Source organism: Bradyrhizobium sp. USDA 4474 (genome assembly GCF_054057515.1).
In genome coordinates this window covers 4,239,195-4,264,389 of the sequence record NZ_JBSRZJ010000002.1, presented here as the reverse complement: position 1 = coordinate 4,264,389, position 25,195 = coordinate 4,239,195, and the positions used below count along the sequence as shown (strand labels likewise).

The 25,195-nt window shown below is 63.6% G+C and carries 27 protein-coding genes; 10 read left to right on the top strand and 17 right to left on the bottom strand.

Going from position 1 to position 25,195, the window contains the following annotated elements; translation table 11 throughout:
- The first annotated feature begins 168 nt into the window (after positions 1-168).
- Complete coding sequence (locus ACVW16_RS22025) at positions 169-2,262, top strand: methyl-accepting chemotaxis protein (protein WP_456736292.1); 2,094 nt, start codon at positions 169-171, stop codon at positions 2,260-2,262.
- Positions 2,263-2,268: 6 nt separating this feature from the next.
- On the opposite strand, the gene ACVW16_RS22020 is transcribed toward ACVW16_RS22025, so the two are convergent.
- Both ACVW16_RS22020 and ACVW16_RS22015 read right to left on the bottom strand, forming a co-directional pair.
- Complete coding sequence (locus ACVW16_RS22020; RefSeq protein ID WP_456701221.1) at positions 2,269-2,922, bottom strand: DUF2865 domain-containing protein; 654 nt, start codon at positions 2,920-2,922, stop codon at positions 2,269-2,271.
- A 17-nt stretch (positions 2,923-2,939) separates the two neighbouring features.
- On the bottom strand, positions 2,940-3,710 hold the full coding sequence (locus ACVW16_RS22015) for a L,D-transpeptidase (RefSeq protein ID WP_456802423.1): 771 nt from the start codon (positions 3,708-3,710) through the stop codon (positions 2,940-2,942).
- 208 nt (positions 3,711-3,918) lie between these two features.
- On the opposite strand from ACVW16_RS22015, the gene ACVW16_RS22010 reads away from it, so the two are divergent.
- The 6 genes from ACVW16_RS22010 (at position 3,919) to ACVW16_RS21985 (ending at position 8,480) form a co-directional block, all read left to right on the top strand.
- Positions 3,919-5,031: an AI-2E family transporter gene (locus ACVW16_RS22010; protein ID WP_456736293.1), complete on the top strand. Its 1,113-nt coding sequence runs from the start codon at positions 3,919-3,921 to the stop codon at positions 5,029-5,031.
- 79 nt (positions 5,032-5,110) lie between these two features.
- Positions 5,111-5,476 carry a DUF883 family protein gene (locus ACVW16_RS22005; RefSeq protein ID WP_456701218.1) on the top strand — a complete coding sequence of 122 codons (366 nt, stop codon included), beginning with the start codon at positions 5,111-5,113 and terminating at the stop codon, positions 5,474-5,476.
- A 90-nt stretch (positions 5,477-5,566) separates the two neighbouring features.
- Positions 5,567-6,019, top strand: coding sequence for a hypothetical protein (locus ACVW16_RS22000; RefSeq protein WP_456736294.1), 453 nt, complete (start codon positions 5,567-5,569; stop codon positions 6,017-6,019).
- Positions 6,020-6,208: 189 nt separating this feature from the next.
- Positions 6,209-7,351, top strand: a complete 1,143-nt coding sequence (locus ACVW16_RS21995; RefSeq protein ID WP_456736295.1) for an OpgC domain-containing protein — start codon at positions 6,209-6,211, stop codon at positions 7,349-7,351.
- A gap of 101 nt (positions 7,352-7,452) precedes the next feature.
- On the top strand, positions 7,453-8,061 hold the full coding sequence (locus tag ACVW16_RS21990) for a TetR/AcrR family transcriptional regulator (protein ID WP_456738236.1): 609 nt from the start codon (positions 7,453-7,455) through the stop codon (positions 8,059-8,061).
- Between the two features lie 59 nt (positions 8,062-8,120).
- Positions 8,121-8,480 (top strand): RidA family protein, encoded by a 360-nt coding sequence (locus tag ACVW16_RS21985; RefSeq protein ID WP_456738237.1) that lies wholly within the window; start codon positions 8,121-8,123, stop codon positions 8,478-8,480.
- A gap of 10 nt (positions 8,481-8,490) precedes the next feature.
- Here the strand turns inward: ACVW16_RS21985 and ACVW16_RS21980 are convergent, their stop codons facing one another.
- The 15 genes from ACVW16_RS21980 to urtA form a co-directional block, all read right to left on the bottom strand.
- Entirely contained in the window at positions 8,491-10,149 is a 1,659-nt protein-coding gene (locus tag ACVW16_RS21980; RefSeq protein ID WP_456701214.1) for a CHASE domain-containing protein, read from the bottom strand.
- Between the two features lie 299 nt (positions 10,150-10,448).
- Positions 10,449-11,072 carry an urease accessory protein UreG gene (gene ureG, locus ACVW16_RS21975; RefSeq protein ID WP_456701213.1) on the bottom strand — a complete coding sequence of 208 codons (624 nt, stop codon included), beginning with the start codon at positions 11,070-11,072 and terminating at the stop codon, positions 10,449-10,451.
- A gap of 40 nt (positions 11,073-11,112) precedes the next feature.
- Complete coding sequence (locus ACVW16_RS21970) at positions 11,113-11,841, bottom strand: urease accessory protein UreF (RefSeq protein WP_456705146.1); 729 nt, start codon at positions 11,839-11,841, stop codon at positions 11,113-11,115.
- Positions 11,822-12,430 carry an urease accessory protein UreE gene (locus ACVW16_RS21965; RefSeq protein ID WP_456736296.1) on the bottom strand — a complete coding sequence of 203 codons (609 nt, stop codon included), beginning with the start codon at positions 12,428-12,430 and terminating at the stop codon, positions 11,822-11,824. Before ACVW16_RS21965 ends, ACVW16_RS21970 begins: the two co-directional genes overlap by 20 nt.
- A 6-nt stretch (positions 12,431-12,436) precedes the next feature.
- Positions 12,437-12,736, bottom strand: coding sequence for a putative quinol monooxygenase (locus tag ACVW16_RS21960; protein WP_456701211.1), 300 nt, complete (start codon positions 12,734-12,736; stop codon positions 12,437-12,439).
- 139 nt (positions 12,737-12,875) lie between these two features.
- Positions 12,876-14,588 carry an urease subunit alpha gene (ureC, locus tag ACVW16_RS21955; protein ID WP_456701210.1) on the bottom strand — a complete coding sequence of 571 codons (1,713 nt, stop codon included), beginning with the start codon at positions 14,586-14,588 and terminating at the stop codon, positions 12,876-12,878.
- 34 nt (positions 14,589-14,622) lie between these two features.
- Positions 14,623-15,162, bottom strand: coding sequence for an HD domain-containing protein (locus tag ACVW16_RS21950; RefSeq protein ID WP_456701209.1), 540 nt, complete (start codon positions 15,160-15,162; stop codon positions 14,623-14,625).
- 218 nt (positions 15,163-15,380) lie between these two features.
- Positions 15,381-15,686 (bottom strand): urease subunit beta, encoded by a 306-nt coding sequence (locus ACVW16_RS21945; protein WP_456736297.1) that lies wholly within the window; start codon positions 15,684-15,686, stop codon positions 15,381-15,383.
- A 9-nt stretch (positions 15,687-15,695) separates the two neighbouring features.
- The gene (locus ACVW16_RS21940; RefSeq protein WP_007605424.1) at positions 15,696-15,998 is read right to left on the bottom strand and encodes an urease subunit gamma; all 303 of its coding nucleotides are present in this window, start codon (positions 15,996-15,998) and stop codon (positions 15,696-15,698) included.
- Between the two features lie 24 nt (positions 15,999-16,022).
- Positions 16,023-16,865: an urease accessory protein UreD gene (locus ACVW16_RS21935; protein WP_456701207.1), complete on the bottom strand. Its 843-nt coding sequence runs from the start codon at positions 16,863-16,865 to the stop codon at positions 16,023-16,025.
- 53 nt (positions 16,866-16,918) lie between these two features.
- Positions 16,919-17,614, bottom strand: coding sequence for an urea ABC transporter ATP-binding subunit UrtE (urtE, locus tag ACVW16_RS21930; RefSeq protein ID WP_456701206.1), 696 nt, complete (start codon positions 17,612-17,614; stop codon positions 16,919-16,921).
- Between the two features lie 87 nt (positions 17,615-17,701).
- Positions 17,702-18,463 carry an urea ABC transporter ATP-binding protein UrtD gene (gene urtD / locus ACVW16_RS21925; protein WP_456736298.1) on the bottom strand — a complete coding sequence of 254 codons (762 nt, stop codon included), beginning with the start codon at positions 18,461-18,463 and terminating at the stop codon, positions 17,702-17,704.
- Between the two features lie 5 nt (positions 18,464-18,468).
- Positions 18,469-19,632, bottom strand: a complete 1,164-nt coding sequence (urtC, locus tag ACVW16_RS21920; protein ID WP_456736299.1) for an urea ABC transporter permease subunit UrtC — start codon at positions 19,630-19,632, stop codon at positions 18,469-18,471.
- Positions 19,629-21,239, bottom strand: a complete 1,611-nt coding sequence (urtB, locus tag ACVW16_RS21915; RefSeq protein WP_456701203.1) for an urea ABC transporter permease subunit UrtB — start codon at positions 21,237-21,239, stop codon at positions 19,629-19,631. Before urtB ends, urtC begins: the two co-directional genes overlap by 4 nt.
- Before the next feature lie 82 nt (positions 21,240-21,321).
- Positions 21,322-22,644: an urea ABC transporter substrate-binding protein gene (gene urtA, locus ACVW16_RS21910; RefSeq protein WP_237863100.1), complete on the bottom strand. Its 1,323-nt coding sequence runs from the start codon at positions 22,642-22,644 to the stop codon at positions 21,322-21,324.
- Between the two features lie 89 nt (positions 22,645-22,733).
- Here urtA and ACVW16_RS21905 point away from each other — a divergent pair, with 89 nt between their 5' ends.
- The 3 genes from ACVW16_RS21905 to infA all read left to right on the top strand — a co-directional run bounded on the left by ACVW16_RS21905 (position 22,734) and on the right by infA (position 25,010).
- Entirely contained in the window at positions 22,734-22,946 is a 213-nt protein-coding gene (locus tag ACVW16_RS21905; protein ID WP_456736300.1) for a hypothetical protein, read from the top strand.
- 202 nt (positions 22,947-23,148) lie between these two features.
- Positions 23,149-24,699 carry a DEAD/DEAH box helicase gene (locus tag ACVW16_RS21900; RefSeq protein ID WP_456736301.1) on the top strand — a complete coding sequence of 517 codons (1,551 nt, stop codon included), beginning with the start codon at positions 23,149-23,151 and terminating at the stop codon, positions 24,697-24,699.
- Between the two features lie 23 nt (positions 24,700-24,722).
- Positions 24,723-25,010, top strand: a complete 288-nt coding sequence (infA, locus tag ACVW16_RS21895) for a translation initiation factor IF-1 (RefSeq protein ID WP_008131890.1) — start codon at positions 24,723-24,725, stop codon at positions 25,008-25,010.
- Positions 25,011-25,195 lie beyond the last annotated feature (185 nt).

Genomic DNA, 25,195 nt, shown 5'->3' with positions numbered 1-25,195 from the left:
TTGAAACCGGACGCGAAGCCGTGATCCTCCGGTCGCGACCAAGTTTTTTACTCTTTTGTGGCCAAATGCCCCGGAGACTGCCGCCGAGCGACGCGCAAATGCCCGCTTTGCGCGTCCCGTTCGAACTCGGGGCGCTGGTGGAGTTCATGATTGCTGGGGATGGGCGCCATGTTGAACCGCTTGACGGTATCCGCACTGCTGAGAAGCGTGATCCTGACCACCTCCTGCTGCGTGGTCGTCGGAGCCTTGCTCATCGCCTGGAATTCCTGGCAACGTCTCCAGATCGCCAACCGCATTGCCGTCATCGCTGACGCATCCGCCGACATGTTCAAGGCGATGGATCGGATGCGCGCCGACCGTTCCACCTCGAACCGCGTGATTCACAACGACCAATCGCTGGATCCGGCGATCGAAAAATACCTGCGCGATCTGCACGACGTCGAGATGCCCGCAATGGTCAGGGCACGCGATCTGCTCGGCAGCATCGAATTTGCCGAGAAGCCGGCGCTGCTCTCCGAATTCGACCGACTGTTCCGCGCTCTCGTGAGCATGCAGAAGCAATTCTGGCAGGAGATTGCGAAACCCAAGGCCGCGCGCCGCGTCGCTCTCGGCAAGGAATACATGGATACCGAAACCGGACTGGTGGTATTGCTCGACAAGTTGTCTGGAATTCTCGCCGCCTCCATCAACCATCAGGACGCAGCGGTCGATCAGTTGCTGATCATCAAGCAGGCAGCATGGCTGCTTCGCAACACTGCGGGCGACGCTTCAATTCTCGTTTCCAACGGTCTCGGTACGGGAAAGGTCACCCCGGAAATACGACTATCCTACATCAGGCTGGTCGGAGGCGTAGAGGCCGCCTGGCATGCGCTGGAGGTCACCACCGGCGGCATGCAGTTGCCGGAGGCGTTATCGGACGCAATCACCAAGAACAAGAGCGCATATTTCGACCCGCAATATGTGGACCTGCGCGATCGCCTGATGAACGCACTGGCATCGGGCGAAAAGCCCGAGATGGTAGCCAACGAATGGAGCCCGTTCAGCGTCGCGCGGCTGGTCGCCGCGGTCGGTGTGGCCGAGGCAGCGCTTGATGCGGCCCGCGAACACATCTCCGCCCAGCGCGCTTCGGCTCTGCACGCCCTGATCCTGCAATTGGCGCTGGTTCTCCTCGCCATCTGCCTCGCCGTTGGTCCGATGCTGGCCGTGAGCCGGCGTGTCATCAAGCCGTTGCACGACATGCGCGACGCCATGTTGAAGGTTGCGGGTGGCGACCTTTCCGTCGAGACGGGATACGAAGACAGGATGGATGAGATCGGCGCGCTGGCAGGCGCGCTGGAGACGTTCAAGCAGCAGGCCGCCGACAAGCTGAAGATCGAAGCCAAGGATCGCGAGCGCAATGCCGCGGCCGCGGGCCGTCAGCGTGCCATGGAGATCCACATCGGCGAATTCGAGGGGCTCGTGCGCAAGGCACTCGAGGAGCTGAGTGAAGCCTCCGGCGAAATGCGGAAAACCTCATCCGATCTCTCGGCAGTGTCGCGGCAGACCAATGATCGGGTTCGGTCCGCTGAAAAGGCGGCCGGAGACGCCTCCCTGAGCGTCGACAGCGTCGCTGCTGCGTCCGAGGAGCTGAGCTGCTCCATCAGCGACATCAGCCAACAGGCGGCACATGCCGCGGGCATCGCCAGCCGGGCCGTGGCTCAGGCGGAGCAGACCGATGGCACGGTGCAAGGACTTGCCCGATCCGCCGGTCGCATCGGCGAGGTCGTCGGCCTCATCAACACCATCGCGGCACAGACCAATCTGCTCGCGCTCAACGCGACGATCGAGGCCGCCCGCGCCGGCGAAGCGGGCCGCGGTTTTGCGGTCGTCGCCTCCGAGGTCAAAACGTTGGCCAGCCAGACCGCGAAGGCGACCGAGGATATCTCGGAGCAGATCGCCGACATCCAGAAGGTTGCCGGCGACGCCATCGACGCGATCCAGGCGATTGGGGGCATCATCGGCGAAGTCAACGAGGTCGCCACCGCGATTGCGGCCGCCGTGCAGGAGCAGGGCGCAGCCACGCAGGAAATCACCCGCAGCACGCAATACGCGGCGCAGGGCACGAAGAAAGTTTCCGACAACATCACCGGCGTGAAGACCGACGCCGACACCGCAGCCGGCGCCGCCGACAATGTCAAGCAGGCCGCCGAAATGCTGGAGACCCAGAGCCTTCAGCTCGGCAATCAGGTCAGCGATTTTCTCGGCAAGATCCGCGCGGCGTAAAGCTTCCTACTCCTTCGCCACCACCGGCACCTGGTGGAATTTGGCGCGCATCCTGTCCGGCAATGGCGAGAAATTCATTGCGACGCCGCGGCGATCATTGGCGTTGCGATTGGCTACGACGAGGCCGTTGGCACCTGCAACGATGTCGCCTTTGCGCAGGGTCGGATCGTCCTCGATCTTGACCTGGGCGAGCCCGACCGGGTCCCTGCCGTTGCACGTGCAGCCCGCGACGATCTCATTGCGATAGCGGAAGGCGTTGGGCAGGTCGGAATAGGATTTGCCCTTGTCCGTCGTGGCATCGTCGATATCGCTGCCGTAGACCAGCGAGGTCTCTGACGCGGGGCAGAAGCTCTTGCAGGATTGCGCCTTGCTCTCGGCGTCGTTGCCTTGCGCGGGGAAGTAACGGCCGTCGCAGCCGCGTACGCAATAAGCGGTGCCGCCGCCATAGGACGCGCGCTGGCGCGGCGCTTCGTAGCGTGGCATGTCGTCGTTCTGGAACGGCACGCGGATCTCAGGCGGCGGCCGCATGTGGAAGCCACCGAACAGCGCCGAGAAGAAATCCTCTGCATGCGCGGAAGGCGTCAGAGCAAGGCCCAGGGAAGCGACCGCGACGAACGCGGCCGTTGCGCAAGCCGACTTGCTGGTCGAACGTTTCATCATCTGACCTCACGCAACCCTTAGTCCACCGACGACGCCGGGATGTTCAGCGCCTGGCGCCCCGCGTGCAGCGTCGACACCGCCGGCCGCTTGCGGGCGGGATCGGCCCCGCGCGCCATCAGTGGTGCGTTCTTCGGCAACACGACAACCTTCGTGCCGACGCCGACGCGGTTGAAGAGATCGCTGACGTCCTCATTGGTGAGGCGGATGCAACCGGAGGAGACGAACTTGCCGATCGTCGTGGGATCGTTGGTGCCGTGGATGCGGTATTCGCTGGAGCCGAGATACATCGCGCGCGCGCCAAGCGGGTTGCCGGGGCCGCCGGCGACGAAGCGGGGCAGATAAGGCTGGCGCGCGATCATCTCGGCCGGCGGATGCCAATCCGGCCACTCCGCCTTGCGGCTGATGCTCTGCACGCCCGACCAGGTGAACCCCTCGCGCCCTACACCGACGCCGTAGCGCATCGCGCGGCCGTTGCCGAGGACGAAATAGAGATAGGTGTTGGCGGTATCGATGACGATGGTGCCGGCCGGCTCGTTACAGTCGAAGCTTACGATCTGCCGCCGGAGCCGATCCGGCAGCGCCGCATCCTCGTCCGCAGGCTGCGGCGCCTCGTTCGTGGAGCCCTGCGAATAGATCTGGTCCTGCGAATATGTCTGCGGCTGCATCGGCGCATAGCCGAGCGTTTGCGCCTGAGCCGCGAACGGCACCGTCAGCAAAGCTGTCGTAAAAGCACAAGCGGTGATGATTCGCGGCGAAAAGCTGCGACGGACGACAGAGAACTTTGTCATGTGCTGCCCCGTTGGATGTATGCATCTGGGTGATGCTGCTGTCCCGTAAACGCAGCAGCGCTGATGCAAGTTCCGCCGCCGCGTGAGGCAGCCGCGTCACGGTCAAGCGAGCACGGCTTCACGAAGGCGCGATGGAACCGCGGCACTCCTCACGCGTTTTCTCGTCGTCAATGGGCGCCCGGAAGCCTTCCGTGCGGGGAGAGATATTGTGCGCGTCCTTCCCAGTGAACGACTGATTTCCGGCGACGGCGAAGGTGCCCCGCTTCCCGAGAGCCATAGCGAACTCCCACCGGTGATCCGGCGTACCGAGTTCGTCGCGTTTGCGCTTGCCGGTTTGCTTCTGATCGCCGTCGTCGCGGTGCTCTATGTCGCCAAGGCGTTCTTCCTGCCGGTCGTAATGGCCGTGGTCGCCGGTACCATGCTGTCGCCGGCCGCGACCTTCCTGGAAAAGCAAAGGGTACCGCGAGCCCTCGGGGCGGTACTCATCGTGGTCGCTGTGACCGCGATGGTCGCTTTCGTCGTCGCGCTGATTGCGGCACCGGTCATGGAATGGAGCTCGCGCTTGCCTGAACTCGCTGCGCAGCTCAAGGACAAGCTGCACGTGTTCGATCGCCCGCTCGCGCTCTGGCGTGAGCTGCAAAGCATGGTCGGCGGCTCCGAGGGCTTGCCGAGCCTGCAGATTCCCAAGTTCGATTGGGTGCAGCCGACGCTCGAATTCCTGTCGCCGACTTTCGCCGAATTCCTGCTGTTCTTCGCCACCCTGATCCTGTTCATCGCGAGCTGGCGCGACCTGCGGCGGGCCTTGATCATGACCTTCGGCGAACGCGACGCGCGGCTGCGCACGTTGCGGATCCTCAACGAGATCGAAGTCCATCTCGGCAATTATCTGCTGACGGTGACGATCATCAATATCGGCGTGGGCATTGCGGCAGGCCTCGTCTGCGCAGTGACCCGCATGCCAAATCCGGCCGGCCTCGGCGCGCTTGCGGCCACCCTCAACTTCATCCCGATCATCGGGCCGGTTGCAATGTTCGCCGTGCTGGTCGTGGTAGGGCTGGTCGCCTTCCCAACCATCGGCGGCGGCCTGGCCGCGGCGATCGCCTTCGCCGGCATCACTTTCCTGGAAGGGCACTTCGTTACGCCCACCATCATCGGCCGGAGGCTGGCCCTGAATGCGCTCGCGGTGTTCATCGCACTCGCCTTCTGGACCTGGCTATGGGGCCCGATGGGCTCGTTCCTGTCATCTCCGCTGCTGATCGTCGGGCTGATCCTGAAGGAGCATCTGTTGCCCGAGAATTCGCCGCAGCTTCCGGAGGCGTGATGGCTGGTGCGAAGGGAACTTCCCCGAAGACGGGGCGTTTTCCGGCTATCTTCGCCGATGCGAGTTTTGGAGCCCCTCTATGACCAATGGCGAAACCGGGATGCGAGACTGGACCGACAAAGCCACCGCAGAACGTCTCGAGAAGGATGTAGCAGCCGTGAAAAGCGATATCGCCGCCCTCACCGACCAGATCACCGACGCACTCAACACGTTCGCCAACGCTTCGGGCAAGCAAGCCCGCCGCGGGTACAAGCAGGCGCGCGAGAACATGGATTCGACGCTCGACGACTTCTCGGAGCGCGGCAGTGCGATGATGGACGCGGCGCAGGATGCCTACGGCTCGATCGAGGAGACGCTGGAAGAGGCCATCACGCAACGGCCACTCGCGACCGTCGGTGTTGCGCTCGGCATCGGCTTCCTGATCGGGTTCGCCTGGCGCCGGTAACGCGCCGCGATGGGTTTTGCGGTCACGACGGCCTGTGCCGCCGTGACCTGCCGGTGATGAATTGGCTGTGGGGATCTGAGGAGTAAGGCCGTGTTTCAGCGCATCATCGACGGCATCAGCGCATCGACGGGCACGACCGTTCGGCTGGCCTCGCTGGCGGCGGGTGCAGCGCTCGCGCTCTTCGTCACCACTTGCTTCCTTTGCGCGGCAGCCTTCATCTCGGTTCTCGAAAAATACGGCCCCGTGCAGGCCTGCCTCGCGGGGGCGGGCGTCTTCTTCCTGCTGACGATCGCCGCAGCGGGAAGCTATTGGGGCTACAAGCGGGAGGTGCGGGCTCGCGCGCGCATCGCTGCCGAGCGCGCCGCCAAGGCGGCTCCGAGCATGCTTGCCGATCCCATGCTGCTGGCCACCGGCTTGCAGATCGTGCGCGCCATCGGAATCAAGCGGCTGTTGCCGATCCTGGCAGTCGGCGGGGTCGCGCTTGGAATCATGGCAAGCCGCGCCGGAGCGACAGACGAGCCTTCGGCCGAGCCGGCCGAGTGAGGCCAGGTCCGCGTTAATAATGTTGCGCCCCTGACCTCAACCAGCGGCCGGCTGGAATTCCATTGCGCTGTTCTGCGCAATTCTTCATCAAGCCTGGCCAATCCGCCTTGCTTCACGCAAACGCTACTCGGACAAGCAGGTGGTTGCCGCTAAAAGCATCGCCCCTGATTCTAGAAGCTATTTTCCGCAATGAAACCGTCCGTCAAGGCGAACCTTGCCGCATTTCAGCACGACGCCAGGCTCTATTTGACGCTCGGCATTGCCAACTGGTCGGTATTCGTCGACCACATCCCGAACAATGTCGTGAACCTGCTGACGCTGCGCAACTTCGGCTTTAGCGGCGCAGCCGACCTGTTCGTGTTCGTGGTAGGCTACGGGGTTGCCATCATCCACGGCAGGATGGCGCTGGAGCGCGGTTATGTCGTCGCGGCGACGCGCGTCTTCCGCCGCGTCTGGCGGCTCTATGCCGCCTATGTCGTGCTGTTCGTGATCTACATCGACACCATCGCCTATGTCGCTTCGCAATCGATGGCACCGGAGATCATCAGCGATTACAACATCTCCGGCATTCTCGAGCATCCGCTCCGGACCCTGGTCCAGGGACTGGTGCTTCAGGAAGAACCGCTCAACCTCGACCTGCTTCAGCTGATGATTCCGCTGATGGCGTTCTTCCCGTTCGTGCTGTGGGGACTGCTGCGCGGCCCTAACCTCACCCTCGCAGCATCGGTCGCGCTATATCTCGCCGCACGCTGGTTCGGCTGGAATTTTCACGCCTATCCCGACCTGGAATGGACCTTTAACCCGCTGTGCTGGCAAATGCTGATGGTGCTGGGTGGCTGGTTCGCCGTCACCGGCGTCTCAGGCCAGAGCCTACACAAAATCTCCTGGCTCCGCATCGCGGCCGGCGCCTATCTCGTGCTGGCGATGGCCATCACCCTGATGCGCCATTCGCCGGCGCTATCAGCCTATTTGCCGGAAATCGTGCGCAACGGCATCTCTCCGACCGACAAGGAATACCTCGCACCCTATCGCGTGATCCATTTCCTTGCGCTGGCCTTCATCGCAACCCATCTCGTTCCGCCCGACCATCCGTGGCTGCAACGGAAGTCACTCCAGATGGTGACCAAATGCGGCGAGGAATGGCTCGCGGTGTTCTGCATCGGCGTTTTCCTGTCCTTCGCCGGCCACCTCATCCTGATCACCGGTGCCAATCTGGTCGTGATGCAGATCGGGGTGAGCCTTGCCGGATTCGCGGCGATGACGGCGGTGGCTTACTATATTTCCTGGTCGAAGCGGCAGGACGAACCGGCGGCCTTGCGCCAGCGGGCCTAGGGGCGGCGACGCGATTTCGCTAGGCCGGGCGCCGCAGCTGCGCTATGCGGGACGGAGCGGCCGCGGGAACGGCGGTTCGTTGCAAGGAGACCGGCTTGGTCATGGCGAAAGGCACGTCTGAAGCAGCCGAGGGTGCGCCCCGGCGCGGCCGGCCACGCTCGATCGAGACCGCCAACGCCATCCTCGAAAGCGCATACGCCCTGATGGCCGCGACCGGCCTTGCCGCAACCACGATCGATGCGGTCGCACGCCACTCCAACGTCTCCAAGATGACGATCTACAAATGGTGGCCGTCGCGAGAGGCGCTCCTGATCGACGCCTTCCTGCATCACGCCGCCCAGATGCTTCCGCTGCCGCCGGTGAGCGCAGGCACGGCAGCGGCGCGCGCGCGTCGCCACGCCGCGGCCTATGCCGAAGCTTTGCAAGGTGAATTCGGCAAGGTCCAGCTCGCGGTCATATCCGAATGCATTTCCAAGACGGGCTCGGCCGAACTGTTCTATGCCCGGTATCTGCAATTCCGCCGCGGCACACTGGTCGAGATGATCGCCGCCGGCCAGCGCGACGGCAGCATTCTGGCCGAGGCTCCGCCAGAAGATCTCTACGACGCGATCTATGGCAGCTTGTTCTACCGTTACATCTTCGGCATCGCGCCGATCACCCCGGCCTACGCGCGTCATCTGGTCGATCTTGTGTTGCGGCCCAAGGCCTAGGCCTGGTGCTCGACGCGACCCTATCTCATGCCACATTCGACAGGAGCATCGTTGTCATCATGATCAAGCGCATCTTGCCATACGAAGGTTTACTCCACGAAGTGGTCGAGCATGGAGGCGTGCTCTACATCGGCGGCATCGTCCCCGAGGACACCAGCCTGGACATGTCGGGTCAGGCGAACGATGTGCTTGGCCAGCTATCGCGTTTGCTCCAGGCTCTCGGATCCGACCTGGCCAACGTGTTGCAAGCGACCATCTTCATGACCGATCTCAGCGAGAAGGCTGCGTTCAATGCGGCCTGGAAGGCGCACTTTGCGGAAGTTCATTTGCCGGCGCGTGCCGCCGTCGGCGTGGCCGATCTCGGTCCAAACGTCAAACTCGAGATTACCGCCATCGCCGCGCGATCGACCCCGAGCTGAGCGGCATGGTCTACCGCACCGGCTGCACCGGCTGCGAGAGCTTTTCCGTGCGGTCGCGTTCGGTCATGTCGACGACCGTCTCCATCGGCGCGGTCAGCTCGTAGACATAGGAGACGTCGGTGAAATAGCGCTTGGCGGTGCCGCCGAGCGCTTCGGGCGCGACGCGATCGAGCAGGATCAAGCCGAAATCCGAATCCGGCCGCCGCGTCGCCTCGCTGGTGTTGAACTCCTCCCAGCGGAAATGAAACACCGCCTCGGGCTCCTCACCCGTCACCGTCCAGTTCGCGGTAATGTGCGGATGCTTGCCGACCAACGACAGGCCTTCGTCCGAGTGCGAGGCAAGCTCGAAGAACAGCAGCGACAGGCTCTGCGCGGCGCGCGCGCTGACCGCGATGTCAGGGCCGCTGACGGCGATACGCTCGGCATGCGGGATGGCGCGAGCTTCGAACAGGCCTTTCAGTTTGACGCCTTGCCATTGGCTCTCGCTGAGCAGCGACACCACGTTGGACATGGCGTGGATACGGCCGATCAGGAGCTCACGCGCGACGTCGATGTCCGAGCCGTGGCGCAGCGTGCGCGTCACGATCGACTGGATCACCGCAAGGATGTTCTTGACCCGGTGATTCAGCTCGTCGATGACGGCCGTCAGCCGCCGCTCGAAGCCGATCCGCACCTGGATTTCGCGGCTGAGCCGCAGATTGTTGTAGGCGACGTAACCGAACAGGCCACACACCATCGCGGTGATGGCGAAGCCGATCGCCGCCACGATGATCGCGGTCTGCTCGGCCCGCCGCGCCGAATTGGTCTTGGCGTAATAGCCGAGCTGCCAGTCGCGGCCGCCGAAGCTGACGTTGCGTATCGCCGACGGCGCCGGCCCGTCAGGCGTCGTCATGCGGGTGGAGACGACACCCTGGTCGTTGGCAACCAGCTCGCTGCCCTCCTTGCGCGGATCCTTCAGTGCGACGGAGAATAGCGACAGGTCGTCATTGGTCAGCATCAGCGAGGCGAGCTCGTAGGAAAACGTGATGAAGCCGACCGGCTCGGTGGCACCTTCAGGAATGACCGGGGCAGCTACGATCACGCCGATCGGTCCGTTGTCGCGCAAGAGCGGCACGGGGTCGGATGCGACCGACCGCTTCTCGACCCTGGCGCGCGCGAGCATTGCATTGCGAACCGGGTCGTCATCATAACTGCGCCCAGGCAGCGCTTTGGTCTCGTCGCTGCGTGGCTCCAGGTCCATCAGCACGTCGATCGGCTGCGTCAGGCTTGCCGGATCGATCGGCTTGTCGCTGTAGTCGCGTATCTCGGGATTCGGGAAGCCGGCGGCCGCAATAGCAGCTCGTGCCGCGGCGAGCTCGCTGGGCCGCAGCCGGGCGACCCAGCCGGCCACCACGAAATCGGTCTTGAAGGCGTAGATCGCCGAGCGCAGCGGCTCCAGCATATTTGGCTTCAGCACCGATGGCGCGCGGAACAGGCCTGAGGCGACACGTGCCAGCAGCTCTCGTTCCGTTGACCGGTCCTGGACGAGGCTGGCATGAACGTCGATCGCACGCGCGAGCGCAATCCGATCCAGCGCCAGCTCCTGGTCGTGGACGCGATAGGCTGCAAGCCCGGAGAGCAGAGCTCCGAGCAGAGCGATAAAGCCGATGATGAAACCCAACCGGACCACGCGACTACTCAGGCGAAGGCAGGAGGTCGGCAATAAACACGGAGCATATCAACGCCGTTCGAACGGCCATGTGCCGAAACAGGGTGAGCCCAGTGGCGGAGATAATGACGGAGGAGGCATCTGTACGCAACTTGGGTCGCCCAAAAAGCTTAATCCGCCCGGCCGATGATCCGGCCAATAGCGGCTTTTCTCCGGGCACCGAAGGTAGACAATCGCCGTGTCGGAAATTGGTTCCGTCCGGCCCGCTTTGCCTCATTGGTTAACGGCGGAATAGACCTGCGCGACGTCGCCGCGGCCCGTCAGCCCGCCCGTTTCAACCCACCCTTGGTTTCGATGAACCCGACGATCCGGTCGAGACCCTCGCTCTTCTTCAGATTGGTCATGACGAAGGGGCGCTCGCCGCGCATGCGCCTGGCGTCGGTGTCCATCTTCTCGAGGGAGGCACCGACATGGGGCGCGAGGTCGGTCTTGTTGATGACCAGGAGATCGGAACGGGTGATGCCTGGGCCGCCTTTGGACGGGATCTTGTCGCCGGCGGCAACGTCGATCACGTAGATCGTGAGGTCGGCAAGCTCTGGGGAAAAAGTGGCAGCGAGGTTATCGCCGCCGGATTCGATCAGTACGAGATCCAGCCCCGGAAACTTGGCGCGCATGTCCGCGACCGCTGCGAGATTCATCGATGCATCTTCGCGGATCGCGGTATGCGGGCAGCCGCCGGTCTCGACGCCGGCGATGCGGTCCGGCGTCAGCGAGCCTGAGCGCACCAGGAATTCCGCATCCCATTTGGTGTAGATGTCGTTGGTGATCGCGGCGATGTCGTAGCGCTCACGCATGGTCTTGCAAAGCAGGTCCATCAGCGCGGTCTTGCCCGATCCAACGGGGCCGCCGACGCCGACACGCAGGGGGCCGTGAGATTTCGACATATGGCTTGCTCTCTCTCTTGGTCAGTGAAGGCCGCACCGCTCACGAGCGAAACAGCCGTGTATATTGCGTCTCGTGCCGCAGGCTGGCGAGATCGGCGCGGAAGGTTGCGCTGCCGAGATCGTCCAGCGTCGCGTTCAGCGCCCGATTGGCGGTCGCTGCCACAGCGGCTTCCAACTTCACCAGCACACGCTGGCTGTCAGTCTGGCCGAGCGGAACGAGCCTGCTCGCCGCGGAAATCCAGTTCGAGACCAGCGCATGCAGGAAGGCGTGCAACGTCGGCGCCAGCGGCACGCCATGCAGCGCCGCGACGACCCCCACGGCGACGGGATAGACCGGTGGCGTGCGGCATGCCGCGACCATGGCGGCAAGGCCCTCGGCATCCCACGCGGACCGGGAGATGTCGATGAAGGCGCGCCCTTGCGAGGTCGTCTCGAGCTGGCGCTCGCGCGACGGCACGAAAGCGGCGGCGAGCTCGGCGACGTCGCTCAGAGCCGCGTCTTCGCCGGCCTCTGCGGCACGATAGGCTTGAACCAGGAACGTTGCATCGCAAAAGCCCGAGCCGTCCCCCAGCATGGCATCGAGCCAGTCGGCGAGTGTTGCGAGATCGGTGATATCACCTGCTTCGACCGCCCACTCGATACCGCTCGAATAGGAAAAACCGCCGACGGGAAACGCCGGCGACAACCATGTCATCAGCCGATATAGCGCCGCCGCCTCGCGCTCTGCGAGGTCGGCGGCACTGACGGGCTCATTTGTGGTCATGAGCATGCTTGTGGCCGTGGTGATGGTCGGGATGGTCGCAATGCCCGTCGTGGTGATGGTGGTGATCATGCCCATGGTCATGCGCGGCGCGATCATGATGATGATCATGGCGATGATGGCCGTGATCGTCGTGTGCATGGTGGTCGTGACCGTGCACATGGCTGGCCTCGGCGTAGGCGCCCCCTTCGGGATCGAACGGCGCCTCGATCTCGACGACGCGGGCACCAAGGCCCTTCACCATCGCCTCAATGACGTGGTCGCGGCGGATGCGCAGGCTCTTGGCCATGATCTGCGTCGGCAGATGACGGTTGCCGAGATGCCAGCCGACACGGATGAGATGGTGCGGGTCGTGGCCGCGGATCTCCAGCAGCGGCTCAGGCGCCGCGACCACTTCGACCAACCTTCCGTCCTCCAGCACCAGCGCATCGCCGCCGCGCAGCGCGACCGCATTCTCCAGGTCAAGCAGGAATTCGAGCCCCCGTGTGCCCGTCATGGCCATGCGACGGCGGTGCCGATCGTCGAAATCGAGCACGACCGTATCCGCCGGCGTTTCCGTGAAGCGGTGCTGTCCCCTAACCTGCGTCGCCCGGATCATGCGTTGTTACCTCGTCTCGACCTTCTCTGGCGTGATCACCTCGATCTTCGGCGGCGCCGTAAAGCACTTCACCGCGACACGGCCGAACGTCTTCATGTGCTCCTGGCCGCGATGCGGCACCAGCGCCTCCGCGCTTTCCCACTGCTCGACGAACACCATCTTGGCGGGATCGGTGACGCTCTCATGCAGATCGTAGGCGATATTGCCCGGCTCTTTCCGCGTCTCCCTGATGCAGGCGGTGGCGGCTGCAATGAATTCGGCGCGCGTTTCGGGCTTGATGGTCAGGGTGGCGACGACATAGATCACGAGAAATCCTCCCGGCTTTTCTTCTGGGTTACGATAACCGGGCGGGACATTAGACCAGCCGGGATCGAACGCAAAACCGGAAAAGCCGCCCCCGGACACGCAGTGCGACATGCGCCGGGGACATGCGTTGAGCGCTATTTCAGTACATGAAATATCGCTGCGCCATCGGCAGCACCTCGGCGGGTGGACAGGTGAGCAGCTCGCCGTCGGCGCGCACCTCATAGGTCTCCGGATCGACCTCGATGTCAGGCGTGGCGTCGTTGTGGATCATGCTCTTCTTGGAGATCTTGCGGGTGTTCTGGACCGCATAGAGCTTCTTCTCGATGCCGAGCTTTCGCGCGAGACCGCCGGTGATCGCGGCCTTCGAGGTGAACACCACGGAGGACGCCGTGCGCGCCTTGCCGAAGGCGCCGAACATCGGCTGGTAATGCACCGGCTGTGGCGTCGGGATCGAGGCGTTGGGATCGCCCATGGGTGCCGCGACGATCGTGCCGCCCTTGACGATGCAGTCAGGCTTGACGCCGAAGAAGGCGGGCGACCACAGCACGAGATCGGCAAGCTTGCCCTTTTCCACCGAGCCGATCAGCTTTGATACGCCGTGCGCGATCGCCGGGTTGATCGTGTACTTGGCGATGTAGCGCTTGACGCGGAAATTGTCGTTGTCCTTGCCCTTGTCCTGCGGCAGCGATCCGCGCTGCTTCTTCATCTTGTCGGCAGTCTGCCAGGTCCGGATGATGACCTCGCCGAGCCGGCCCATCGCCTGGGAGTCCGACGACATCATCGAGAGCGCGCCGAGATCATGCAGGATGTCCTCGGCCGCGATGGTCTCCTTGCGGATGCGGCTTTCGGCGAACGCCAGATCTTCCGCGATCGAGGGATCGAGGTGGTGGCACACCATCAGCATGTCGAGATGCTCATCGATGGTGTTGCGTGTGAACGGCCGCGTCGGATTGGTCGAGGATGGCAGCACGTTCTTCAGACCGGCGACCTTGATGATGTCAGGGGCGTGCCCGCCGCCGGCGCCTTCGGTGTGGAACGCATGAATGGTGCGTCCCTTGAACGCCTTGATGGTGTCCTCGACGAAGCCGGATTCGTTCAGCGTGTCGGAATGCAGCATGACCTGAATGTCGTGGTCATCAGCCACCGACAGGCAGTTGTCGATCGCGGCCGGCGTGGTACCCCAATCCTCGTGCAGCTTCAACGCACAGGCGCCGGCCTTGATCATCTCGACCAGGGCTGCGGGCCGCGAGGCATTGCCCTTGCCGGAGATGCCGAGATTGACCGGGAAGGCGTCGAACGACTGGATCATCCGCGCGATATGCCATGGCCCGGGCGTGCAGGTGGTGGCGAAGGTGCCGTGCGAGGGGCCGGTGCCGCCTCCGAGCATCGAGGTGACGCCGGACATCAGCGCATGCTCGATCTGCTGCGGGCAGATGAAATGGATGTGGCTGTCGAAGCCGCCGGCGGTGAGTATCTTTCCCTCGCCCGCGATCACATCGGTACCAGGGCCGATGATGATCGTCACGCCCGGCTGGATGTCGGGATTGCCGGCCTTTCCGATCGCGGAGATCATGCCATCCTTGATGGCGACGTCGGCTTTGACGATGCCCCAGTGGTCGACGATCAGCGCATTGGTGATGACGGTGTCGGCAGCACCCTGCTTGTTGGTCACCTGCGACTGCCCCATGCCGTCGCGGATCACCTTGCCGCCGCCGAACTTCACCTCCTCGCCGTAGGTGGTGAAATCCTTCTCCACCTCGATGATGAGATCGGTGTCGGCGAGACGCACCCTGTCGCCGATGGTCGGGCCGAACATGTCGGCATAGACGGAACGCTTCATTTTGACGGACATCACAAGCCCCGTTTGCGATTGAACTGTTGGCTGGTCACAGCAAAGCCCTCGCTGCTTTCACAGCATCGTCGAATTTCGTATCGAGCCAGGCGTTACCGCCGCGGCAGCCGGCGACAACCTGCTCGGCCCAACCGGTGTAGTCGGCAAGGTCGTCGCGCTCATCGGCGCTCGGATCGGACCGAATGCGGGAGCCGATATTGCTGATCTTGTCGGCAATCTTGATGAGCTTTGCGCCGGAAGATTTGTGCGGAGCGTCCTCGATCTGCTTCCGCCGCCGTTCGGCCTTCGGCAGGCTCATGTCGTCGGTGCACTCGACGACAAGCGAAGCGACGCGCTCAGAGAACGTCTGCGCAAGCTCCGCGCGCGTGGTATCGGTATCCTCGATCGAGTCGTGCAGCCAACCCGCCGCGACGATCTCGGCGTCGACACCATCGGTCGCGGTGGCGAGTAGGTTGGCCACCTCGGCAAGATGATTGATATAGGGCTCACTGCCGCGTCCCTTCCGCGCCATGCCATTGTGGCGATGCGCAGCAAGTTCGGCAGCTTCGGAGACAAGGCGGACCGGTGAGAGCATGGTTCAACTCTCCTCCATGCGATGCGCTTTGAGGTGACGCCCCAGCAACGTCTCGGCGCGCGTCATCTCCCGGCGCAATTGCTTGGCGCGGGTTCTTCGAAACCGAGGGATTTTGTCGTGCGGCATAGCCCTCTCGCCAACCCTCCCCCGCAAGGGGGGAGGGAGCCCGACCGACGTGCTCACCTCGCTGCAGATCACGGCACTCATCTCGGCTTACGTCACAGCTTCCCCATGACCTCACCACGGAAACCGTAGATCGTCTTCTTGCCGGCGAGCGCGACGAGCTGGACGTCGCGGGTCTGGCCGGGTTCGAAGCGGACGGCGGTGCCGGCGGCGATGTCGAGGCGCATGCCGCGGGACTTCTTGCGATCGAATTTCAGCGCGGGATTGGTCTCGAAGAAGTGGTAATGCGAGCCGACCTGGATCGGACGATCACCGGTGTTGGCCACCGTCAACGTCACGGTTTTGCGACCGGCATTGAGCTCGATCTCGCCGTCCTGGATGAAGAGTTCGCCGGGAATCATGCTTCGCTCCTATCGGATCGGTTCGTGCACGGTGACGAGCTTCGTCCCGTCAGGGAACGTCGCCTCGACCTGGATGTCGTGGATCATCTCGGGGATGCCGGGCATCACCTGGTCGCGGGTCAGCACCTGGGCGCCTGACTGCATCAACTCGGCGACCGTGCGGCCGTCGCGCGCACCTTCGAGGATGAAGTCGGAGATAATCGCGATCGCCTCGGGATGGTTGAGCTTGACTCCGCGGTCCAGCCTGCGGCGTGCCACGATGGCCGCCATCGAGATCAGAAGCTTGTCCTTTTCGCGGGGAGACAGGTTCATGAAGAATCTCTTCCGTTCAACACTTCAATTCAGCCACAACCGCGGCAGCGCGGCACCGGTGCGCGCCAGCACGGCCATCATGTCGGCGCGCAAACGCGCCGCATCTTGGGCACAGAACCGCGCCAATGCAAAGCCATTCCAGGCCGATATCCCGACCTCCCCGGAGAAGGAGTCCGACGCTTCGCGGATGCGCCCGATCAGCGCCTCGTCGCCGGGAGCGATCAACGCGGTGCCTATTGCAGCACCACCCTTGGCGACCGCGGATCGAACCAGTTTTGCGCCGATATCGCCGTCGAGCCTGATGGTCTCGGCGAACACCAGCCTGCCGCCGCGGCGCAACCGCCAGCGATCGACGAACTCGCCGTGCTCCATGCGCTCGCCCATGGCGGTGCGGCCGAATACGACGATTTCACAAAGCAGCAGCGAGGCGGCCTCATCGAGCTCGATCTCGAAGCGGCGATGAACCCGGGCACGGTTGAACAGGATGGTCTCCTGGGGCAGCCAGCCGAGGTGCGCGCCTGCAGCGACCTTCAAGGAAATGTTGAGCTGCGCCGCCGCCCCCGGCGCGCGATAGACCTTTTCCGCGGCCGCCGTCGTCAGCGTCAAGCGCGCGGCGTCAGTGGCCGCGATCTCGATGTCGAAGCGATCGCCGCCGGCAACGCCGCCGGCCGTGTTGACGAACACGCCAGACAGGCCATCGTCCTCGGGCGAGGGAAAGCGCACGCGGAGCGAGCCGGATTCATGCAACGCGCCGCGCCGCGTCACGCCGTCGCGGGCGTACACGTCGAAGTGGACCGCGCCGCGCGCACGGTTGGCTTCGAACACCGAAGATGTCGCCAAAGAACTCACCAAGGCGTCGCTGCGCATCCGTCTCCCCCAGCCGGCCGCGGCAGGATTTTTCCAGCCTACAATGTCCCGGCTTACAGCGCCATCTGGCGGCTGATCTCGCTTCGGTCGAGATTGGAGCGGTCGCAGGTGAATTTCACCGCGCCGCGATCCATCACCGCGAAACTGTCACCGAGTTCGCAGGCAAAGTCGAGATATTGTTCGACCAGCACGATGGCGATGTTGCCGAGATTGCGCAAGTATGAGATGGCGCGGCCGATGTCCTTGATGATGGAGGGCTGGATGCCCTCGGTCGGCTCGTCGAGGAGCAACAATTTCGGCCGCATCACCAGCGCGCGCCCGATCGCCAGCTGCTGCTGCTGGCCGCCCGACAGATCGCCGCCGCGACGGCCGAGCATGGATTCCAGCACCGGGAACAGCGAGAACACGTCGTCCGGGATATGCTTGTCCTGGCGCTTGAGCGGGCCGAAACCGGTCTTGAGGTTTTCCTCGACCGTCAGCAACGGAAAGATCTCGCGGCCCTGCGGCACGAATCCGATGCCCTTGCGCGCCCGCTCATAGGGCTTGAGGCCGGTGATATCGCCGCCGTCGAACACGATGGCGCCCGATGAGATCGGGTATTGCCCGACCATGGCGCGGAGCAGCGAGGTCTTGCCGACGCCGTTCCGCCCGAGCACGCAAGTCACCTTGCCGGGCTCAGCCGCAATCGAGACGCCGCGCAGCGCCTGCGCCGCGCCGTAGAACAGGTTGATGTCTTTAACTTCGAGCATCGGAAACACCTTTGCGGGCGAATGGCGAATGGCCCGTAGCAAATACGAGGAACAGCCCGTTCATTCGGCACTCCTATTCGCCATTCGCTATCTACCCAGATAGACTTCGATGACCCGCTCGTTGGACGAGACCTGGTCGATGGTTCCTTCGGCGAGCACCGTGCCTTCATGCAGGCACGTCACCTTGACCCCGAGTTCGCGCACGAAGGTCATGTCGTGCTCGACCACCATGACGGTGTGGGTCTTGTTGATTTCTTTCAGTAGCTCGGCGGTGAGATGCGTTTCGACGTCGGTCATCCCCGCGACGGGCTCGTCGACCAGCAGCAGCTTCGGATCCTGCGCCAACAGCATGCCGATCTCGAGCCATTGCTTCTGGCCATGGCTGAGGCTGCCGGCGAGGCGATTGCGGGAATCGGTGAGACGGATCGTCTCCAGCACCTTGTCGATGCGCTCCGACTCCGCCCTGCTGCCGCGCCAGAACAACGTGCTGCGGACCGAGTGATCAACATTGAGCGCGAGCAAGAGATTGTCCTGTACGGTCTGGCTCTCGAACACCGTCGGCTTCTGGAATTTGCGGCCGATGCCGAGCTCGGCGATGCGGGTCTCGTCGAGGCGCGTCAGGTCCGTGACGCCGTCGAACAGCACCGTGCCCTCGTCCGGCTTGGTCTTGCCGGTGACGATGTCCATCATCGTGGTCTTGCCGGCGCCGTTGGGGCCGATGATGGCGCGCATCTCGCCGGGCTCGAGCGTCAGCGACAGATTGTTGATGGCGTGGAAACCGTCGAACGAGACGTGCACGCCGTCGAGATAGAGCATCGCGGAGGTCGCGCGGGTATCCATGACGTTCATGACCGCTACTCCGCCATCTTTGGTTCGGTGATGCCGTCTTCGGCCGCCGCACTCGCCGCAGCAGGGCGCCTCTCTCTCAACGCCTCACGCCAGGCGCTGAAAGTGCCGACGATGCCCTTGGGCAGCAGCAGTGTCACCAGAATGAACAGCGCACCCAGCATGAACAGCCAGTACGGCGCCAGCACGCCCGAGGTGAAGAACGTCTTGGCGTAGTTGACGACGATCGCGCCAAGCGCCGCACCGATCAGCGTGCCGCGGCCGCCGACCGCGACCCAGATCACCGCCTCGATCGAATTGCCCGGTGCGAATTCGGACGGATTGATGATGCCGACCTGCGGCACATAGAGCGCGCCGGCGACGCCGGCCATGCAGGCCGACAGCGTGAACACGAACAACTTGTAGGATTCAACACGGTAGCCGAGGAAGCGGCTGCGCGATTCCGCGTCCCGGATCGCGATCAGCACCTTGCCGAGCTTGGAGGACACAACCGAGCGGCAGATCAGGAAGCTGAGGATCAGTGCCAGGCAGCTGAGCGCGAACAGCGCGGCGCGCGTGCCCTCGGCCTGGACGTTGAAGCCGAGAATGTCCTTGAAGTCGGTCAGGCCGTTGTTGCCGCCGAAACCGAAATCGTTGCGGAAGAAGGCGAGCAGCAGCGCATAGGTCATCGCCTGCGTGATGATCGACAGATACACGCCGGTGACGCGGGAGCGGAAGGCGAGCCAGCCGAAGCAGAAGGCCAGCAGGCCCGGCACGAACAGCACCATCAGCGCCGCGAACCAGAACATGTCGAAGCCGTGCCAGTACCACGGCAGCTTCTGCCAGTTCAGGAACACCATGAAGTCGGGCAGAACGGGATTGCCGTAGACGCCGCGGGTACCGATCTGCCGCATCAAATACATGCCCATCGCATAGCCGCCGAGCGCGAAGAAGGCGCCGTGGCCGAGCGAGAGGATGCCGCAATAGCCCCAGATCAGGTCGATCGAGAGCGCCAGGATGGCGTAGCAGACATATTTGCCCCAGAGCGCGACAAGATAGGTCGGCACTTGCAGGGCCGAGCCCGCCGGCAGCAGCAAATTGGAGAGCGGGATGAGGACGCCGCAGGCGGCGACGACCAACAGGAAGATCGTCGCGCCGCGGTCCAGTGATCGCGTCAGCATGTGAGGGGTCATGCTTCCACCGCACGGCCCTTGAGCGCGAACAGGCCGCGCGGCCGCTTTTGAATGAACAGGATGATCAGGACCAGGATCGCGATCTTGCCGAGCACGGCGCCGGCGACCGGCTCCAAGAACTTGTTGGCGATACCGAGCGTGAAGGCGCCGACGAGGGTGCCCCAGAGATTGCCGACCCCGCCGAACACCACGACCATGAAACTGTCGATGATGTAGCTCTGGCCGAGATTGGGGCTGACATTGTCGATTTGCGACAGCGCCACGCCGGCGATGCCGGCGATGCCCGAACCGAGGCCGAAGGTCAAGGCGTCGACGCGCGAGGTGGCGATGCCCATCGACGCCGCCATGCGGCGGTTCTGCGTCACGGCGCGCATCTCGAGGCCGAGCGCCGTGTAGCGCAACATGGCGAGCAGGATCACGAAGACCGCAAGGGTGAAGCAGAGGATCCAGAGCCGGTTGTAGGTGATGGTGATCTGACCGAGCTCGAACGCGCCGCTCATCCAGGAGGGATTGCCGACCTCGCGATTGGTTGGACCGAACATGGTGCGCACCGCCTGCTGCAGCACCAGCGACAGGCCCCAGGTGGCAAGCAGGGTCTCCAGCGGCCGGCCGTAGAGGAAGCGGATGATGCTGCGTTCGATCAGCACGCCGATCGCGCCTGCGACGAGAAAGGCGAGCGGCACGGCGATGAGCAGCGAATAGTCGAACAGGGCGGGATAGCGGGTGCGGATCACCTCCTGCACCACGAAGGTGGTGTAGGCGCCGATCATCACCATTTCGCCATGCGCCATGTTGATGACGCCCATCACGCCGAAGGTGATGGCAAGGCCGATCGCGGCGAGCAGAAGCACCGAGCCGAGCGAGAGGCCGTACCAGGCATTCTGCACCGCGGACCAGACCGCGAGCGAGTTCTGGATCGAGCTGATGGCGCTCGTCGCGGCTTTGGCCACCGAGGCGGGCTGGTCGGTCCCGATGTCGGAGAGCAGCGCCAGCGCTTCCTGATCGCCGCGCGCCTTGATGGTGGCGACGGCCTCGAGCTTCTGCACTTCGGTGGCGTCGGATTTGAACAGCAGGATCGCGGCGCGCGCCTCGCCGAGCGCGGCCTTGACCGATCGGTTGGGTTCCTTGGCGAGCGCGGTCTCGACCGGCTCGAGCGCAGTCTCTTCATGCGACTTGAAGACGGACTGCGCAGCCTGGAGCCGCGTGCCGAGATCGGGCGACTGCAGCGTCAGGCTGCCGAGCGCAGCGTCGACACTGCGGCGCAGGCGGTTGTTGAGGCGGACGGCGCTGGCACTGTCAGGCACGCTGGCAACGGACTCACCGGTCGCGGCATCGATCGACTTGCCGTCGGTGCCGGTGACGTAAACCTTCTTGGTGTCAGGATCGGCCATGAGACGGCCGTCCTGGAGTGCATTGATGATCGGAAAAGCCAGCTTGTTGCCGCTGCTTGCGACGACGCCGATCGCTTCATCCGTGTCGGAAAAATCGTCGTTGGCGAATTTGGCGACCGCGTCCTCGAACGGACCGGCAAAGGCCGGCAGCGCGAACGCGATCAGGAACAGCGAGAGGACAAAGGTAGAGAGACGAGCGGACAGATTGGTTGGCACTTTGGTTCACCCCGGCAGAAGTGGGGAGAAGACGGCGGAATAGCCGTCTTCTCCCGTCGTGCAGTCGAATGTCAGGTCCGGATCAGGAGCCGGAGCCGAGGCACTTGTTGGTCTTGGTGTTGAAGTTGCCGCACTTCTTGCCGACCCAGTCGCCGATCAGGTCCTTGGAGCCGTCGAGCTCCTTCGACCAGGCGTCGCCAGCCACGAGACCCGGGGTCTTCCAGACCACGTCGAACTGGCCGTTGCCCTTGATCTCGCCGATGAACACCGGCTTGGTGATGTGATGGTTCGGCAGCATCTTCGAGGTGCCACCGGTCAGGTTCGCAGCCTCGATGCCGGGCAGCGCGTCGATCACCTTGTCCGGATCCGTCGACTTCACCTTCTCGACGGCCTTCACCCACATGTTAAAGCCGATCACGTGGGCTTCCATAGGGTCGTTGGTCGTACGCTTCGGGTTCTTGGTGTAGGCCTGCCAATCCTTGATGAACTTCTCGTTCGCCGGGGTCTTGATGGACTCGAAGTAGTTCCAAGCGGCGAGATGACCCACCAGCGGCTTGGTGTCGATGCCGGCGAGTTCTTCCTCACCCACCGAGAACGCGACCACCGGGATGTCCTTCGCCTTGATGCCCTGGTTGCCGAGCTCCTTGTAGAAGGGGACGTTGGCGTCGCCGTTGATGGTCGAGACCACCGCCGTCTTCTTGCCGGCCGAGCCGAACTTCTTGATGTCGGCCACGATCGTCTGCCAGTCGGAGTGACCGAACGGCGTGTAGTTGATCATGATGTCTTCCTGGGCGACACCCTTGGACTTCAGATAGGCTTCCAGGATTTTGTTGGTGGTGCGCGGATAGACGTAGTCGGTGCCCGCGAGCACCCAGCGCTTCACCTTCTCTTCCTTCATCAGATAGTCGACGGCGGGGATCGCCTGCTGGTTCGGCGCGGCACCCGTGTAGAACACGTTGCGCTCGGACTCCTCGCCCTCGTACTGGACAGGGTAGAACAGGATGTTGTTGAGCTCCTTGAACACCGGGAGCACCGATTTGCGCGACACCGAGGTCCAGCAGCCGAACACCACGGCGACCTTGTCCTTGGTGATCAGCTCGCGCGCCTTTTCAGCGAACAGCGGCCAGTTCGAGGCGGGGTCGACGACGACGGCCTCGAGCTTCTTGCCGAGCACGCCACCCTTCTTGTTCTGCTCGTCGATGAGGAAGAGGATGGTGTCCTTCAGCGTGGTTTCGCTGATGGCCATGGTGCCGGAGAGGGAGTGCAGGACGCCGACCTTGATGGTGTCGTCGGCGGCCTTCGCGCCGGAAATGGACGCCAGACCAAGCAACAGTCCGGTGGTCGCGGCGAGCACGCCGCGGCGGCTAAATGACGCCGCTATATCGTGAATGGATTTGGTAGGCATGGATGTATCATCTCCCTGACGCAGACGTGAAAACGCTGCGAAACGGCCCCACGGCCGCCTGCGATTAACGGAATCGCAAGAACCGTGCCATGGGCTGGGCGCCTGCCAAGTGGTTGGCCAGTCTTGATAATTTTGCCGCAAACAAACTTTCGCCGCAGTCCGGCCGCCCAAATATTGGGCGGGTAAAATGTATGCTTATGCGCCAATCAGATTATTTTATGAGCAAAATCCATCTGCTGGCTAAATTTCCGGCACCACTATTTTTGCACCGCAAATCGAAACCTGATGAGGGCGTGCCTTGAAAGCGCCCCCTCAATGTTCCATATAGTGGTGGAGATCGTTCGCGAATCGAGCGGTCGTAGCGAGCCGCGTGTTCTTAAGCCCGTACGGGCCTCTGGCTTGCCCCATATCTCCCAAGCCATCCGACACCCCAAACACGCAGGTGTCCTCTCGACACCCTTTTGCGCGCGCCCCGCCGATTGCGTAGGGCCGATCGCATTTGACATGGAAAGAACCCATCTTTTGACTTCGTTTCAGGACTTCGGCCTCGCCGAACCGATCGCACGTGCTCTCGCCGAAGAGAATTACGTCACCCCTACCCCCATCCAGGCCCAAACGATCCCCACGGCGCTGACCGGCCGTGACGTCGTCGGCATCGCCCAGACCGGCACCGGCAAGACAGCGTCCTTTGCGCTGCCGATTCTGCACCGCCTGCTCGAGAACCGCATCAAGCCGCAGCCCAAGACGGCCCGCGTCCTGGTGCTGTCGCCGACCCGCGAGCTTTCGGGGCAGATCCTCGACAGCTTCAATGCCTATGGTCGCCACATCCGTCTGTCCTCGACGCTCGCCATCGGCGGCGTGCCGATGGGCCGCCAGGTCCGTGCCCTGATGCAGGGCGTCGATGTGCTGGTCGCCACCCCCGGCCGCCTGCTCGACCTCGTGCAGAGCAACGGACTGAAGCTCAGCAGCGTCGAATTCCTCGTGCTCGACGAGGCCGACCGCATGCTCGACATGGGTTTCATCAACGACATCCGCAAAATCGTCGCGAAACTCCCGATCAAGCGGCAGACGCTGTTCTTCTCGGCTACCATGCCGAAGGACATCGCCGAACTCGCCGACGCCATGCTGCGCGATCCGGCCCGGGTCGCGGTAACGCCGGTCTCCTCGACCGCCGAGCGTATCAATCAGCGCATCATCCAGGTCGATTTCTCGGCCAAGGCCACCTTCCTGACCAAGCTCCTGAAGGACGAGCCGATCAACCGCGCGCTAGTCTTTACCCGCACCAAGCACGGCGCCGACAAGGTCGTGAAGACGCTCGAGAGGACGGGCATCGCCGCTAGCGCCATTCACGGCAACAAGTCGCAGAACCATCGCGAGCGGACGCTCGCGCAATTCCGCTCCGGCGAGATCCGCACCCTGGTCGCCACCGACATCGCCGCCCGCGGCATCGATGTCGACGGGATAACCCACGTCATCAACTACGACCTGCCCAATGTGCCCGAGACCTACGTGCATCGCATAGGCCGCACCGCGCGCGCGGGCGCCGACGGCACCGCGATCTCGCTGGTGGCCGGCGGCGAGGAGCTCGGCTATCTGCGCGACATCGAGAAGCTGATCCGCGTGGCGCTGCCGCGCGAGGACCTCCGCACCGATGCCGGCCGCCGCGATGCCGGTGCTCCCCCACCGCAGCAACGGCAGGGCCGGCCGGTCGCCCGCCCGGGCCAGCGTCCGCAAGGCGCACGCCACGGCGACGGACGGCGTAACGATGAACGGCACGGCGACGGACGCCACCACAGCGCCGGCAAGCCGAGCGACGGACGGGCCGGTGAGGGCCGCCACGGCGAGGCGCGACACGTCGACGGACGGCCCGGCAGCAATGCCAAGGGGTCGCGCCGTCGTCGCTCCGGTGGAAAGATGCATTCTTCGGCAAACGACCGCCCGGAACAGCGCTCGACGCATAGCGCCGGAGCGCCCGATGGGATACAAGGCGTGGCCTTTTTGCGCCGTGAGAGTCGGCCGAACGGCCACCCGAACCGCAAACCCCATTCGCACTAGCCGTCCACGACCTGGAGAAATTCATGGCTAAGGAAGAGCTGATCCAGTTCGAAGGACTGGTCACCGAAATCCTCCCCGACGCGCGCTACCGCGTGCAGCTCGACGCCGGGCACGAAATCGTCGCCTACACCGCCGGCAAGATGAAGAAGAACCGCATCAAGACGCTGGCGGGAGACCGCGTGACGGTGGAGATGTCGCCCTACGACCTCGAAAAGGGCCGGCTGATTTTCCGCCACAAGGACGAACGGCCGAGCGGGGTGGGCGGACCTCCCCGTCCCGGACAGCGCGGCGGCCAATTCCGTCGCCGTTAATGGTTCCCGCGCGCAAGCGTGGAATAAAGGTGCTGACTTGAAGCTGATCCGCCGTGGCGAACACGGTGGATCAAAAAATCGTGCGCGTCAGGATTGTTTTGGCGCCTTGATTCCAATAAAATGAACACATCGATTTTCGGCCGGACGATATTAGCATCCACCGGTACAGCCGGTTCAGACACGCT

What these genes read in the sequence shown, in the direction of transcription:
- ACVW16_RS22025 (WP_456736292.1), top strand. Translation starts at nt 169, where the DNA reads ATGTTGAACCGCTTGACGGTATCCGCACTGCTGAGAAGCGTGATCCTG.
- ACVW16_RS22020 (WP_456701221.1), bottom strand. Translation starts at nt 2,922, where the DNA reads ATGATGAAACGTTCGACCAGCAAGTCGGCTTGCGCAACGGCCGCGTTC.
- ACVW16_RS22015 (WP_456802423.1), bottom strand. Translation starts at nt 3,710, where the DNA reads ATGACAAAGTTCTCTGTCGTCCGTCGCAGCTTTTCGCCGCGAATCATC.
- ACVW16_RS22005 (WP_456701218.1), top strand. Translation starts at nt 5,111, where the DNA reads ATGACCAATGGCGAAACCGGGATGCGAGACTGGACCGACAAAGCCACC.
- ACVW16_RS21995 (WP_456736295.1), top strand. Translation starts at nt 6,209, where the DNA reads ATGAAACCGTCCGTCAAGGCGAACCTTGCCGCATTTCAGCACGACGCC.
- ACVW16_RS21990 (WP_456738236.1), top strand. Translation starts at nt 7,453, where the DNA reads ATGGCGAAAGGCACGTCTGAAGCAGCCGAGGGTGCGCCCCGGCGCGGC.
- ACVW16_RS21985 (WP_456738237.1), top strand. Translation starts at nt 8,121, where the DNA reads ATGATCAAGCGCATCTTGCCATACGAAGGTTTACTCCACGAAGTGGTC.
- ureG (WP_456701213.1), bottom strand. Translation starts at nt 11,072, where the DNA reads ATGTCGAAATCTCACGGCCCCCTGCGTGTCGGCGTCGGCGGCCCCGTT.
- ACVW16_RS21970 (WP_456705146.1), bottom strand. Translation starts at nt 11,841, where the DNA reads ATGCTCATGACCACAAATGAGCCCGTCAGTGCCGCCGACCTCGCAGAG.
- ACVW16_RS21965 (WP_456736296.1), bottom strand. Translation starts at nt 12,430, where the DNA reads ATGATCCGGGCGACGCAGGTTAGGGGACAGCACCGCTTCACGGAAACG.
- ureC (WP_456701210.1), bottom strand. Translation starts at nt 14,588, where the DNA reads ATGTCCGTCAAAATGAAGCGTTCCGTCTATGCCGACATGTTCGGCCCG.
- ACVW16_RS21950 (WP_456701209.1), bottom strand. Translation starts at nt 15,162, where the DNA reads ATGCTCTCACCGGTCCGCCTTGTCTCCGAAGCTGCCGAACTTGCTGCG.
- ACVW16_RS21945 (WP_456736297.1), bottom strand. Translation starts at nt 15,686, where the DNA reads ATGATTCCCGGCGAACTCTTCATCCAGGACGGCGAGATCGAGCTCAAT.
- ACVW16_RS21940 (WP_007605424.1), bottom strand. Translation starts at nt 15,998, where the DNA reads ATGAACCTGTCTCCCCGCGAAAAGGACAAGCTTCTGATCTCGATGGCG.
- ACVW16_RS21935 (WP_456701207.1), bottom strand. Translation starts at nt 16,865, where the DNA reads ATGCGCAGCGACGCCTTGGTGAGTTCTTTGGCGACATCTTCGGTGTTC.
- urtE (WP_456701206.1), bottom strand. Translation starts at nt 17,614, where the DNA reads ATGCTCGAAGTTAAAGACATCAACCTGTTCTACGGCGCGGCGCAGGCG.
- urtD (WP_456736298.1), bottom strand. Translation starts at nt 18,463, where the DNA reads ATGAACGTCATGGATACCCGCGCGACCTCCGCGATGCTCTATCTCGAC.
- urtC (WP_456736299.1), bottom strand. Translation starts at nt 19,632, where the DNA reads ATGACCCCTCACATGCTGACGCGATCACTGGACCGCGGCGCGACGATC.
- urtA (WP_237863100.1), bottom strand. Translation starts at nt 22,644, where the DNA reads ATGCCTACCAAATCCATTCACGATATAGCGGCGTCATTTAGCCGCCGC.
- ACVW16_RS21905 (WP_456736300.1), top strand. Translation starts at nt 22,734, where the DNA reads ATGGGCTGGGCGCCTGCCAAGTGGTTGGCCAGTCTTGATAATTTTGCC.
- ACVW16_RS21900 (WP_456736301.1), top strand. Translation starts at nt 23,149, where the DNA reads ATGGAAAGAACCCATCTTTTGACTTCGTTTCAGGACTTCGGCCTCGCC.
- infA (WP_008131890.1), top strand. Translation starts at nt 24,723, where the DNA reads ATGGCTAAGGAAGAGCTGATCCAGTTCGAAGGACTGGTCACCGAAATC.